The sequence below is a fragment of the Acidovorax sp. LjRoot38 genome, assembly GCF_964252975.1.
Lineage (GTDB): Bacteria > Pseudomonadota > Gammaproteobacteria > Burkholderiales > Burkholderiaceae_C > Acidovorax > Acidovorax facilis.
Map to the genome: position 1 here is coordinate 176651 of NZ_CAXUPT020000008.1, position 11606 is coordinate 188256.

Sequence of the window (11606 nt, forward strand, 5' to 3'; positions counted from 1 at the left end):
GCAAGCAGCCTTTTGCACCTTTCCTATCTTCGATGGCCCCTATCGCAACGTTTCTGCGGCGGGATACGCATCGGCGGATCGGCCCGTGATCGCTTGCACCATGGTGCAGAGCGATTCCGCCCAGTACGGAGCCACGGCTGTGATGGCCGAGACGCTGGAGGGTGACGCGAAGCTGGAGGTCCGGTATACCGACAAGCCCTATCCCGTCCGGATTGCCGACGACTGGCGGCAAGACCTGTCGCCCTATTACCAGGACGTGCTGAGAGTGCGCCTTCGCGCCCCTGCGCGCGAGACCGATGCGGCCCTGGCGCTGACTGCCGCACCCGGCGCACCCCTCGGCATGGGGTTCGGCATGTGTGTCTACGGCTATCCAAAGGCTGGCACGGCCTGGACCAGCGTGTCCATTAGCAGCCTGGGCAAATATGTTGCTGCCAGCGACACCTGCTACGAGCCTCCCCCGCTTTACTTCGAGCGCAACTGATGGCGGCGGCCCAGCGGTCTCTTGCCATGAGCAGGCGTGGGCGGGCATGTGATACTGACTCCAGTCACAACAACTCCGAGGGAATGCACATGAAAGGCCATATCGCAGCGATCGTCCTGGTCGTTTTGGGCGTGTTTTTTCTGCTGACCAATCTGGGGCTGATCAGCATCAGCCTGCGCGAGCTGCTGCGGGTGTGGTGGCCGGTGGCGCTGATCGCGGTGGGCCTGGCGCTGTTCTTCACACCGGGCGACAAGAAGAAGTAGCCCTGGCGCAAAGACCCAGGCAAAGGCCTGGGCTCAGCGCTCGCCGTGCCCGCTGCGCGGTGTCACAAACGCCGGGTCGCTGCCAAAGAAACCCCGGAACAAATTGCGCGCAATGCCGTGTGCCGCTACCTGCAGGTCGTGCGCCACCTCGGGGGCAAACAGGCGGCTGGTGTGCTGCTGCCACAGCCCCACCCAGGCGGCAAAGTGGGCGGGAGTCACGCCCTCCAGCGCCATGTGTTTGCCAAACACGTCGCCCTTGAAGCTGCGCGTGCCCAGTGCCACCGTGCTCCAGAAGTCCACGAGCCGCTGCAGGTGGGCGTCCCACTGGCCGTGCAAGGCCTTTTCAAACACGGGCCCCAGCAGCGGGTCCTGGCGCACATCGCCGTAAAAGCCATGCACCAGCTGCGTGATGCTTTCCACGCTGGGTGGTGCGTGTGCCCCAAGACCCTCGGGTGAAGTGGTTTGCAGGTTCATGCCTGCAGTGTGCCCCCGCCGCTGCACGCGCAGCCTGACGGACCGCAACCTTGCGACGAGGGCGCTGCGCCGGCTTCGAACGCCGGGAACAGCACGTTGTTCTCCAGGTGGATGTGGTTGATGAGGTCATCGCCCAGCTGGGCAATGCCTGCATACAGCGCGCGCCAGGTGTTGCACGCGCCTTGTGGGGGCGTGGCGTCGTTGGTCAGGGCGTTGAGCTTGTCCAACGCTTCGCCGTGGTCCACGTGTTCGGCGCGCATCATGCCGATGGGCTGGCCCACAAAGGGGTTGCCGCCGCTCTTGAGCATGGGGAACAGCACCTGCTCTTCCTTGAGCATGTGCGAGAGCAGCTCTTCGTGCATGGTTTCCAGGTGGTCGGCCAGTCCGGCGGGCACATGGGGGTTGTCGCGGTGCACGGCCTCCACGCGGCGGGCCATGCGGATCAGCTCGGGCAGCTGCTGGCGGTGCACCTCGTGGTAGCGCGCCAGGATGTGATCGATGAGCGCGCTGGGCGATGCGGCTTCGGGCACGGCGTCGCTGCGTTGCAGGGCCGCCAGCTCGGCCAGCACGGCGTTCGCGTCCAGCCCCTTGTCGGCAGCCGCCTTGGACAGGCTCACTTGGCCGCCGCAGCAAAAGTCGAGCTTGAGACGCCGAAAAACCGCCGTGGCACCGGGCAGTTGCACCGCGATCTGGCCGATCTGCTGGTCGGCGCTGAGCGGGGCGGGGTGGGCGGAGGCAGCTTCCAGGTGGTCAACGCGGGCATTCATGGCGGGTCCTTTTAAAGATTCATTTGATGTGAATATTTTATTCAATAAAATTCGTCCTGCATACCTCTTTCAATTGACCTGCGGCAAAAACCATGCGCCTGACCCAATGGACCGACTACACGCTGCGCGTGCTCATGTACTGCGCAGCCACCGAAGGCCGCGAGCAACCTGTAACGATCATCGAGGTGGCCGAGGGCTACGGCATCTCGCGCAGCCACTTGATGAAGATCGTGCAGCAGCTGGCCGCCCAGGGGCTGCTGGAGACCACGCGCGGGCGGGGCGGTGGCATGCGGCTGATGGTGCCGGCGTCGGCCATCAACATCGGCGCCGTGGTGCGTGCCACCGAGACCGACTTCAACCTGGTGGAATGTTTTGATCCCGGCACCAACCAGTGCCGCCTGAGCAACCACTGTCGCCTCAAGGGCGTGCTGTGGCAGGCCATGCAGGCCTACCTGGCGGTGCTGGACAGCGTGACGCTGGCCGACCTGATGGCACCGGCCGCTGCGGGTGGGTCGGCTGCACGCGCCCTGCTGTCCACGGTGGCGCTGCCCCGGGGCGGCGGCGCCATGCGCAAGCGAGCACCCGTGGCCGGGTTGCCCTCCAAAGCCGAAAATATTGAATAAAAATGGTCCATTGCGCTCGATAGATATCGAGTTTTTGCTATCAAATTGATAGCAAATCCGACCCTTGCATGCCTCCGACTGCAAACGCCTGCCGGTAGCGTGCCGGGGTCAGGCCCACATGCCGCGCAAATTCGCGTGTGAAGTGGGGCTGGTCTGCAAAGCCGCACGCAAACCCGATTTCAGCCAGGCCATGCGGGCTCTCCAGCAGCCATTGGGCGGCCACGCGCGCGCGTGCCTCGGTCACGATTTGGCGGCAGCTCAGGCCGCGTTCGGTCAGCGCCCGCTGCAGGCTGCGGCGGGCCAGGCCCGTGTGTTGGGCCAGTGCATCCGCCGTGTGCTGTGCTGCCGGGTCCTGCAGCACATGGCGCGCCAGCTGGTGCGCCAGCGGCGGCCAGGGCAGGGCGTCGCACAGGTGGGTGGCGGGCTGGGGCTGCTGGGTGGGGGTTGTGGGTGCGTTGCTTTCGTGATGTTCCCAATGCAAGGTCCAATGGCCTAGCAACTTTTGCGCGGCCAGCGGTGCCAGTTGCGCGTGCAGTTCTGCCGGGGTGGTGGCTGGGGCTTCCATCCGCAGGTTCACGCGGTGGCCTGCGGCCTCGGGCGCGCCGATCTCCACCCGCAACCCGCGCACGCCCAGGGCCCGGCTGGCGCCCATCAGCACGCCGAGTACTGCCAGGCTTTCGGTGGGGTGGGGTTCTTCCGGCACACCGGGGCGCGCATGGTGGCGCAGTGCCAGTTCGCCGGGGATGCTGGCCGTGATGCTGACCTGGTGGCGCGAATGCACATACCGCTCCAGCCGCTGCCAGCGCGCCATCAGTTCGGGCACATCGTTCGCGCCCAGCAGCGCGCGGTGCACCGGGTCGCCCGCCAGCAGGTCCACCCGCTGGGCCAGCTGCAGAAGTGTGCCCAGGCCGCCCTGGTGCAGCACGGCTTCGACCACGCTGCGTTTGTAGGCCAGGGGCACGTGGCTCGCGGCCAGCCCGTCGGCACCCGGTGGGGGCGGTGGCGGCACCAGCCCGTGCGCAGCCATGGCGCGCACCAGCAGGCGGACCATGGCGGCGCTGGCAAAGTCTTGCATGGGCGGATTGTGCCGTTGGTGCTGCCTGATTCAGCTCCGCGTGCTCAAGGCCCGCAGCACATCCGCGCTGCGCACCGGCAGGCGGGCAAAACGCACGCCGGTGGCGTCGCGCAGCGCGTTGGCGATCGCTCCGGCCCCGGCCACCATGGCGGTTTCTCCGGCACCGGTGGGCGGCGCGCTGCTGTCGATCAGGTGCACATGCAGCGGCGGAATGTCGCCCATGCGTGGCAGCGGGTAGTCGGCAAAGCTGGCGGCGGCCACGCCCGAGCGGGCCACGGGCAACTTCTCGTGCAGCACCATGCCCACGCACCACACGAGGTTGCCCTCGGTCTGCGCGCGCACGCCGTCAGGCTGCAGCACCAGGCCGCAGTCGTGCGCGCACCACAGCGCCGTTACGCGCACCTGGCCGGTGGCGCGTTGCACCTCCACGTCGGCCACGGCGGCGGCGTAGCTCACGCCCTTATAGATACCGCCTGCGATGCCGCGCCCGCGCAAGGTGGTGGCGTCGCTGGCGGGGCGCTCTGACCATCTGGATTCTGCAGCGGCACTGCGCAGCACCTGCGCCAGGCGTGCATCGGTGGTGTGCTGCAGGCGCCAGTCCAGCGGGTCGGCCCCAACGTGGCGCGCGCATTCGTCCGTGGTGCTCTCCACCACGAGGGTGTTGGGCCCCGCACCCAGGCCGCGCCAGGGGCCTGTGTGCACGGGCAGGCGCTGGGCGGTGAACTCGATGCGCTGCTGGGGCACGTCGTACGGCATTTGTGCGCCGCGCGCCACGCCGCTGTCGCCCGCCAGGTCGGCCAGGGTTTGCATCCACACCGGCATGGCGGCGGGTGTGAACAGGATGTGGCTGCTGGCCAGCGCATGCCACCAGTGGGTGATGCGCCCGCCTTGCACGCGGGCCCGCACACGGTGGCTGGAGGGCGGGCGCTGGAAGCCCTGGGCAAACTCCTGCGCGCGGCTCCATTGCACCTTGACGGGTGCCCCTGCAGCCTGGGCGAGCACGGCGGCCTCCAGCTCCACCGTGCACAGCGTGCGGCCGCCAAAGCCGCCGCCGATGCGGCAGGCCTGCACCTCGATACGTTCGGCATCCAGGCCCAGCTGGCGAGCGAGCACGTCGCGCATGTAGAACAGGTCTTGAGTGCCCGCCCATACCTTCAGGGCGATGCCTTGGTCTGCGGCGGCCAGCCAGTGCGCCGTTGCGCTGCGCGGCTCTATGGGCGCGTGGGCGGCCAGGGGCACGTCCATGCGCAGGTCCAGCGTCCATGCTGTGTCTGTGGGCAGGTCGTCCTTGCGCAGCCGGTGCTGCAGCGCGCCCCGGCGCAGGTGGGTGTCGATGTCGATGCGCTCGTCGATGGCGGCCTGCTCGAATGCGCTGCCATCTTCCACCTGCCATTGCACGGCCAGCGCGGCCTCGATGCGGTCGAGCGCCGAGGGCGTGCGCGCCACGATGCCCAGGCCCAGGCTGCCCATCCGCGCGAGGCGCGGGTGCTGCACCACGGCCACGCAGGCTGGGTCGGCGCGGGCGGCCGTCTCATCCCACGCTTGCGGGCGTGAGGTGATTTCGGCCGACATCGGTGCGCGCAGCACGCGGCCATAGAGCAGGCCGGGCAGGCGCGTGTCGCCCGCAAACAGCGGCCGGCCGGTGACGAGGGCGTGCAGCTGGCCCGGCGCCGCCGCAGCTTCTTTGGCGGCCCCCGTGCGCGCCTGCAGGCTGCGCAGCGCGCTGGCCGGGATGTCGCGCGGGGCCAGCGTTCCCGTGGTCCGGCCTTGCGCCAGGGCCTCGCGCAGCGTGGCGCAGGCGCGGGCCAGGGGCAGGGCAAAGTCCTGCACGCTGGCGCTGCCCACGGTGGCGCGCACGCGGGCGATGTGGCGGGTGCTGGGCAGTTGCAGGTGTACTTGTGCAGGCGGCACGCCCAGCTCGGCAGCGGCCAGGCCCTGCATGGCGGCGCTGATCTGCTGGCCCATTTCGGCGCTGGGCAGCCACAGGGTGTAGCGGCCGTTTTCGTGCCGTATCCAGCCCAGCGCGTCATCGGCGGTGGAAGTGGGGCGCTTGGGGATCACTGGCACCAGGCTGCAGCCCGCCAGCGTGACGGTGAGTACCCCGGCGCCTGCCGCTGCCAAAAACTGGCGGCGCTTCATGGTTTGGTTCCCCCGGCTGCTTGGTGGATGGCTGCGCGCACGCGGTGCTGGGTGCCGCAGCGGCACAGGTGGGCCGACATGGCGGCGTCGATCTGCGCATCGCTGGGGCGGGGTGTGGCGCGCAGCAAGGCCACGGCGCCCATGATCTGGCCGCTCTGGCAGTAGCCGCACTGGGGCACGCGCAGGTCCAGCCAGGCCTGTTGCACGGGGTGCAGCGTTCCGTCGGGCGCCGCCAGCCCCTCGATGGTGGTGACGGCGCGCCCCTGCAGCCCGCGTGCGGTGTGCAGGCAGGCGCGTTGCGCCTGGCCGTCTATGAGCACGGTGCAGGCGCCACATTGGCCCATGCCGCAGCCAAAGCGGGTGCCCGTGAGGCCCAGGGGCTCGCGCAGCAGCCAAAGCAGGGGTTCGTCCTCCCAGCCGGGTGGTACGGGCTGGGGCTGTTGGTTCAGGGTGATGTGCATGCGGGCCTCCGTGGGTGGTACGGGGCCAGTGTGCAAAGGCGGAGGCGGTTGGTCTTGAAGATCTGCGCCAAACAGATCAGAGCGGTAACTTTGGCGTCGGGCCGGGGATTTGAATGAAAATGGCCTCCAGCGCTTGTCCATCAAGCGCTAGAGGCTATCATTTTGGAAGCATTGCACTCCACTGCGGCATGGTCTGCGCCCACCACAGCCGCAGGCGCATGGCCCATTCGGGTGTGTAGCCCGAGGTGGCGAACCGCACTTGGCCGTGCGCGTCGATGACCACCAGCGCGGGCACGGCGCGCACGCCCCAGCTGCGTGACAGGGTGCCCTGCGGGTCCACCGCCGTAGGCCAGACCATGCTGCGCTGGCGCTGCACCTGGGCCACCTTTTCGGCGTTGCCCGACTGCATGGCCACACCCAGCACGGGCCAGTCGGCGGACAGGCTGGCGATGCTGGGCTCTTCCAGCTTGCAGATGGAACACCATTCGGCCCAGAAGTGCACGGCCACGGCCTGACCGGGGTGCTGGGCGCGCCACTGGGCCAGGGTGGTGGGGGCGGTGGCGCCAGCGCTGGGGGCCATCACCAGCGCCACATCGGGCGCAGGGCCCTGGGGCAGGTCGCGCGTGCGCCAGGTGTCTACCGCCACGATGGCGACCCAGGCGAGCGCGAGGGTGGCCAGGTGCTGCTTCCAGCTTTTGCGCAGGGACTGCGCGGCACGGGTGGCAAGGGCCTTCAGCATGGCGGGGCCGTGGTGTCGCGAATCAGCGCAGCACTTCCAGCAGCCGGTCCAGCCCGCCCTGGTTGATGGCCACCTTGGCCTGCGCGCGCACGGCGGGCTTGGCGTGGTAGGCCACCGACAGGCCCGCCGCGCCCATCATGGGCAGGTCATTGGCGCCGTCGCCCACCGCAATCGCCTGTTGGGGCGAGATGCCCATGAGCGAAGCCACTTCCAGCAGCGTGCGGCGCTTTTCGGCGCCATCACAGATGTCGCCCCAGGCCTGGTCCACCATGCGGCCGGTGAGCAGGCCGTTTTCGACTTCCAGCACATTGGAGCGGGCAAAGTCGATGCCAAGCCCGGCTTTGACGCGGTCGGCAAAGAAGGTGAAGCCGCCTGAGACCAGTAGCGTGGTCAGGCCCGCCGCCTTGGCGGCGGTGATCAGCTCCTTGGCGCCTGGGTTAAAGCGCAGGCGCTCGGTGAACACCTGCTCCATGTGCTGCACGGTCACGCCCTTGAGCAGCGCCACGCGCTGGCGCAGGCTCTCCTTGTAGTCGGTGATGATGCCCTGCATGGCCGCTTCGGTGATGGCGGCCACCTCGGACTTGCGGCCTGCGGCGTCGGCAATTTCGTCCACGCACTCGATGTTGATGAGGGTGGAGTCCATGTCAAACGCGATGAGCTTGTAGCTCGACAGGGACAGGGGGGCTTCAATGCCCTGGACAACAAGGCCGGGCGCGAATTCGGTAGCGTGGGTCATGGCAGAACGTGGGAGTCGTTTTTTTGGGGGAGCACAACCTGCAATGGTATCGCCCGCGCCTGCGTCCTCGACAGCCCCAAACCGTATCGCCCCGCAGGGCATAAATTCTGCGGCTCGCGGCCGAGAGAGGTTGCTTCCAGCTCTTGGGTTTGCCTGGGATGCGGACGATGTGCAGTAAGTGCCCATGGGCGCATATGATTTCTGCACAACATGCACTGAGGGTACTGACGATGGCCATGCACAGAGACGGCAACGCGGGAGAGAAAGTCTCCGCGACATGGATCAACCGAAGGCAGGCCACGGCCGCACTGCTGGCCAGCGCGACGGTGCCTTTTACCCCAGCGGTAGCGCAGGATGCAGCGGCCCCCGCATCACCTGCCGCATCCCCCGCTGCATCGGCTGCCGAAGCCCCTCTCGCCGCTATCTGGCCTGCTGACGACTGGGCAGAAAGCACGCCCGAGGCGCAGGGCATGGACTCCGCAGCGCTGGCCAAGCTCGTCGACTTTGGCGCAGCGCAGGGCATGGACAGCCTGCTCGTCACCCGACACGGCAGCCTGGTGGCCGAGGCCTTCTATGCCCCGTACCGCGAGGGGCTCAAGCATGCCGTCAACTCCACCACCAAGGGTGTCGTCGCCACGCTCACCGGCATGGCCATCCAGGACGGGCTGATCGCCTCGCGCGATGCGCCCGTGCTCGACTTCTTTGCTGACCGCAAGGTCGCCAACGCCGATGCCTCCAAGAAGGCCATGACTGTGGGCCACCTGCTGGACATGACCTCGGGCCTGAACTGGATCGAGCCGCTCAGCGACGCCGTGCCCGAGACCATGCTGCAGCTGACCCGCACGCGCGACTGGCAGGGCTTTGTGCTCGACCGGCCCATGGCCCAGGCGCCCGGCACGGGCTTCAACTACAACAGTGGCAACACCCATCTGCTCTCAGCCATCCTGGCGCACAAGACCGGCGGCAGCACCCTGGCCTATGCGCAAAAACGCCTGTTCGGCCCCCTGGGCATCACCGACGTCCGCTGGCGCAAGGACCCGCAGGGCCTGGAGGTCGGCGGCTGGGGCTTGTACCTGCACCCGCGCGACATGGCGCGCATCGGCTACCTCTACCTGCGCAAGGGCCAGTGGAACGGCCGCCAGCTGCTGCCCGCCGCCTGGGTGGAGCAGGTCTTCAATCCCGTGGTGGACATGGGCTTTGGCACCAGCAACGGTGCGCCCGCCTTCAAGTACGCCAACGGCTGGTGGAGCATCCCGTCCAAGCGCGCGTACTTCACGGCCGGCTTCAACCGCCAGCTCATCGTGGTGCTGCCCGACCTCGACGTGGTCGTCGCCGTGACCGGCCGGCGCCACTACCCGCTGCCCCTGTTCATCGACCACATCACCGCCGCCGTGCGCTCGCGCGAGCCCCTGCCTGCTGACGCTGCCGGGCAGGACCATCTGGCCGCCCGTATCCGCGACGCCGGGGTGGAAAAGCCCAGCGCCATCCCCACCACCACGCCCGAACTGGCCGCCACCGTTTCGCGCAAGGCCTGGCTGCTGGAGCGCAACGGCATGGGCATCCAGCGCCTGGTGCTGGATCTCACGCCTGCCAACCCGCGCTATGAGGTCACCTTCGACAGCAGCCGCCCCGATTTGCCGCGCGAGCCGGTTGCCGGCCCGCTGGGCCTGGATGGGAAGTACCGCACCGTGCAGCAGGGACCCCATGCGGTCATCGCCATCAAGGGCCACTGGCTCGATGCGCAGACCTTTCAGCTCATCTCGCGCTCGGTGGCGGATGGCGAGGTCACCGTGGTCACGCTGAAATTCGAGGACGGCGGGAAGGCGGTGAATGTGGGGCTGGAGAACAACTGGGGGTTCAGGGCGCAGGTGCGGGGGCGCGGGGAGTAGCGTTTCGGCTTTGCGCGACCATCGGCAATGAAGCTACCAGGTTCAGCGCCACGGTGACCAGCCCGGCTCTGGCCAGTTTCTTCCATGATCAGGGCTGGATGGTCGCGTTTCCCGAGCGCCGGGGGCTCGGCGTGCCCCGGTTGATATTGGCGCTCTCGGCCGCATGTTGATGGTTGTCAGGTAGCCTTGGGCTTCCACTTCCCAGCACCAGCAGGTGCCCTCGCCAGCAAGACCCGCTACCGATAGACCACCGATGAAGACCATTGACGAAATGCTGCACCTGGACTTGCTCACCGCCGAGCAGCACGTTGACATCAGCGCATGGATTGCGCAGTCAGCCTCTCCCGAAGAAATACTGCAGATGCCTGCGCCCCTGTGGCAGGCCCTGGAGCGCGCCAGCAAAGTGATGGGCATCGACGAGGACCTTTTGCGACCACCGTCGTTCGATGCGGACAGTCTGGCGCTGGGCTAAGAACCTATTCAAGATCTTTTCAGGGTCGCACGAGTACCTTGCCGGGATGGAATGTAAGGCGCGGGGTGCAGCCAATAGCCCGGCTATTGGCAAGCGTCCGCAACGCCGCAGACCGCCCGGCAAGGCACCTGCCCGAAGGGTTGGAGTGAAATCGGGCGATTGGACGCTCCGGCTGCTTGCATGGGCACCAGCCCATGCGGCGCATCCGAAGCTTCCACTCATCCCGATTGCACTCCAATGCGATCCCCGAAAAGACTTTGAACAGGTTCTAAGACGCTTGTGCCGCTGGCGGCAAGCTTGGCTTGGGTGTCCGGGTCGAAAAGGGCGGCATGCACTGCGCGCTGGAGTTTGTCGGCAACGGGCCGTGGACCATGGCAGAACGTGGGAGCCGTTTTTTAGGGGCTACAGCCCGCAATCGCATCGCCTCCTCGGCTTCCCCGTGCCGGGCTACGGCGCTCAGACCGTGCGGGCCGGATCAGCGCGAAGGCGGCAGGCTCTTGCCGTTGCCCGCGCGCCCGGCGGTGGCGGGGTTGGGCGTAGGTGGTTCGTTCATCTTGACCAGGAACATGCGCAGGAAAAACGCGGCCATGCACAGCATGAACCCGATGCCAATGATGCTCATCAGCCCGTAGTCGGTAGAGAAAAGATCGTTCAGCAGCTTCATGGTGGGGCACTCCTTGTTGGTGTGATGTCCACTATCGCGCTGCAAAGGCGGATACCCCTTGCGCTGTGTCAACCATCGCTGCAGCAGCCGAGGCTCAGTCCGGCCGGGGCAAGTACAGCCGGTCCGACCATGTGGCCAGCCACTCGGGCTTGAAGGCCACAAAAATCGCCGCGAGCATGCCGGTGACAAACCCATCGCCCCAGGCCATCAGCCAGCGCGCCACCAGCGACAGCTCATCGCCCACGCCGGGCAGCAGATGGCCGCTCCACTGCGACAGGACACCCGCCGCAAACACGCAGACCACCGTGCCCAGAAACGCACGGCCCAGCACATAGACAAACGGTTTGGTGCCCGTGTAGCGCCGCAGCAGCGCACCCAGGCCCAGCCCCAGCGTGGCGGGCACCACGCCCAGCCACACCGTGGCACCCAGCGCATCGGCCCAGGCCATCGCTGGGGAGATCAGGCAGGCCACGATGCCCACGCCCATCAGCACCGGGATCGCCAGCGGCCAGCCCAGCATCAGCACCACCAGGCAGGCGCCCGACCACTGCAGCTGCAGCGGCATGGCGTGCAGTGTGGGAAGGGCCCACAGCCAGGGCAGGAAGACCAGCGTGGCGAGCAGTGGCGTCCACAGCGCAGACGGCGCGCCCTGGGTCTCGTGTGCCAGGGGCTTGCGGTTGGCCAGCATGCGCCAGGGACGGGCCGCCAGAGCGGCAACCAGAGCGACGAGGACGAGGGCGGCTTCCAGCCACATGGTTCTGTTTACTATGCTATTAATAGCTGCTAGCGCTTGCCAGATAAGCGCTAGAGGCCAATTTCATTA

The 11606-nt window shown here is 67.5% G+C and carries 14 protein-coding genes; 5 read left to right on the forward strand and 9 right to left on the reverse strand.

The annotated features are described in order from the left end of the window. Positions 1-85 precede the first annotated feature (85 nt). The gene (locus ACSQ22_RS16460; protein ID WP_436130929.1) at positions 86-481 is read left to right on the forward strand and encodes a hypothetical protein; all 396 of its coding nucleotides are present in this window, start codon (positions 86-88) and stop codon (positions 479-481) included. A gap of 89 nt (positions 482-570) precedes the next feature. Then, complete coding sequence (locus ACSQ22_RS16465) at positions 571-744, forward strand: LiaI-LiaF-like domain-containing protein (protein WP_171012331.1); 174 nt, start codon at positions 571-573, stop codon at positions 742-744. Between the two features lie 33 nt (positions 745-777). Here the strand turns inward: ACSQ22_RS16465 and ACSQ22_RS16470 are convergent, their stop codons facing one another. Together ACSQ22_RS16470 and ytfE are read right to left on the reverse strand one after the other, a co-directional pair. Continuing rightward, entirely contained in the window at positions 778-1218 is a 441-nt protein-coding gene (locus ACSQ22_RS16470) for a group III truncated hemoglobin (protein WP_436130930.1), read from the reverse strand. Beyond that, a complete protein-coding gene (gene ytfE, locus ACSQ22_RS16475) occupies positions 1215-1985 on the reverse strand; it encodes an iron-sulfur cluster repair protein YtfE (RefSeq protein WP_436130931.1) in 771 nt (256 codons plus the stop codon). Before ytfE ends, ACSQ22_RS16470 begins: the two co-directional genes overlap by 4 nt. 92 nt (positions 1986-2077) lie before the next feature. On the opposite strand from ytfE, the gene ACSQ22_RS16480 reads away from it, so the two are divergent. Then, the gene (locus ACSQ22_RS16480) at positions 2078-2608 is read left to right on the forward strand and encodes an RrF2 family transcriptional regulator (RefSeq protein WP_436130932.1); all 531 of its coding nucleotides are present in this window, start codon (positions 2078-2080) and stop codon (positions 2606-2608) included. 40 nt (positions 2609-2648) lie between these two features. Here the strand turns inward: ACSQ22_RS16480 and ACSQ22_RS16485 are convergent, their stop codons facing one another. The 5 genes from ACSQ22_RS16485 to serB all read right to left on the reverse strand — a co-directional run bounded on the left by ACSQ22_RS16485 (position 2649) and on the right by serB (position 7758). Next, positions 2649-3683: a helix-turn-helix transcriptional regulator gene (locus ACSQ22_RS16485; protein ID WP_436130933.1), complete on the reverse strand. Its 1035-nt coding sequence runs from the start codon at positions 3681-3683 to the stop codon at positions 2649-2651. A 30-nt stretch (positions 3684-3713) separates the two neighbouring features. Further along, a complete protein-coding gene (locus ACSQ22_RS16490) occupies positions 3714-5822 on the reverse strand; it encodes a molybdopterin cofactor-binding domain-containing protein (RefSeq protein WP_436130934.1) in 2109 nt (702 codons plus the stop codon). After that, complete coding sequence (locus ACSQ22_RS16495) at positions 5819-6283, reverse strand: (2Fe-2S)-binding protein (protein ID WP_436130935.1); 465 nt, start codon at positions 6281-6283, stop codon at positions 5819-5821. The genes ACSQ22_RS16490 and ACSQ22_RS16495 overlap by 4 nt, the downstream gene beginning before the upstream one ends. A 157-nt stretch (positions 6284-6440) precedes the next feature. After that, complete coding sequence (locus tag ACSQ22_RS16500) at positions 6441-7022, reverse strand: redoxin domain-containing protein (RefSeq protein ID WP_121419665.1); 582 nt, start codon at positions 7020-7022, stop codon at positions 6441-6443. A 22-nt stretch (positions 7023-7044) separates the two neighbouring features. Continuing rightward, positions 7045-7758, reverse strand: a complete 714-nt coding sequence (serB, locus tag ACSQ22_RS16505; RefSeq protein WP_228894648.1) for a phosphoserine phosphatase SerB — start codon at positions 7756-7758, stop codon at positions 7045-7047. 230 nt (positions 7759-7988) lie between these two features. Here serB and ACSQ22_RS16510 point away from each other — a divergent pair, with 230 nt between their 5' ends. Continuing rightward, the gene (locus ACSQ22_RS16510; RefSeq protein WP_436130936.1) at positions 7989-9647 is read left to right on the forward strand and encodes a serine hydrolase domain-containing protein; all 1659 of its coding nucleotides are present in this window, start codon (positions 7989-7991) and stop codon (positions 9645-9647) included. Positions 9648-9900: 253 nt separating this feature from the next. Continuing rightward, on the forward strand, positions 9901-10119 hold the full coding sequence (locus ACSQ22_RS16515) for a hypothetical protein (RefSeq protein ID WP_055400951.1): 219 nt from the start codon (positions 9901-9903) through the stop codon (positions 10117-10119). Positions 10120-10594: 475 nt separating this feature from the next. Here the strand turns inward: ACSQ22_RS16515 and ACSQ22_RS16520 are convergent, their stop codons facing one another. Together ACSQ22_RS16520 and ACSQ22_RS16525 are read right to left on the reverse strand one after the other, a co-directional pair. Continuing rightward, positions 10595-10783, reverse strand: a complete 189-nt coding sequence (locus ACSQ22_RS16520; RefSeq protein WP_055393653.1) for a DUF3149 domain-containing protein — start codon at positions 10781-10783, stop codon at positions 10595-10597. 94 nt (positions 10784-10877) lie between these two features. Next, a complete protein-coding gene (locus tag ACSQ22_RS16525) occupies positions 10878-11537 on the reverse strand; it encodes a hypothetical protein (protein WP_436130937.1) in 660 nt (219 codons plus the stop codon). Between the last annotated feature and the right edge of the window lie 69 nt (positions 11538-11606).

Bases quoted from the DNA above. Each gene is read 5' to 3' on its own strand.
- ACSQ22_RS16465 (WP_171012331.1), top strand. From the start codon at position 571: ATGAAAGGCCATATCGCAGCGATCGTCCTGGTCGTTTTGGGCGTGTTT.
- ACSQ22_RS16470 (WP_436130930.1), bottom strand. From the start codon at position 1,218: ATGAACCTGCAAACCACTTCACCCGAGGGTCTTGGGGCACACGCACCA.
- ytfE (WP_436130931.1), bottom strand. From the start codon at position 1,985: ATGAATGCCCGCGTTGACCACCTGGAAGCTGCCTCCGCCCACCCCGCC.
- ACSQ22_RS16480 (WP_436130932.1), top strand. From the start codon at position 2,078: ATGCGCCTGACCCAATGGACCGACTACACGCTGCGCGTGCTCATGTAC.
- ACSQ22_RS16485 (WP_436130933.1), bottom strand. From the start codon at position 3,683: ATGCAAGACTTTGCCAGCGCCGCCATGGTCCGCCTGCTGGTGCGCGCC.
- ACSQ22_RS16490 (WP_436130934.1), bottom strand. From the start codon at position 5,822: ATGAAGCGCCGCCAGTTTTTGGCAGCGGCAGGCGCCGGGGTACTCACC.
- ACSQ22_RS16495 (WP_436130935.1), bottom strand. From the start codon at position 6,283: ATGCACATCACCCTGAACCAACAGCCCCAGCCCGTACCACCCGGCTGG.
- ACSQ22_RS16500 (WP_121419665.1), bottom strand. From the start codon at position 7,022: ATGCTGAAGGCCCTTGCCACCCGTGCCGCGCAGTCCCTGCGCAAAAGC.
- serB (WP_228894648.1), bottom strand. From the start codon at position 7,758: ATGACCCACGCTACCGAATTCGCGCCCGGCCTTGTTGTCCAGGGCATT.
- ACSQ22_RS16510 (WP_436130936.1), top strand. From the start codon at position 7,989: ATGGCCATGCACAGAGACGGCAACGCGGGAGAGAAAGTCTCCGCGACA.
- ACSQ22_RS16515 (WP_055400951.1), top strand. From the start codon at position 9,901: ATGAAGACCATTGACGAAATGCTGCACCTGGACTTGCTCACCGCCGAG.
- ACSQ22_RS16520 (WP_055393653.1), bottom strand. From the start codon at position 10,783: ATGAAGCTGCTGAACGATCTTTTCTCTACCGACTACGGGCTGATGAGC.
- ACSQ22_RS16525 (WP_436130937.1), bottom strand. From the start codon at position 11,537: ATGTGGCTGGAAGCCGCCCTCGTCCTCGTCGCTCTGGTTGCCGCTCTG.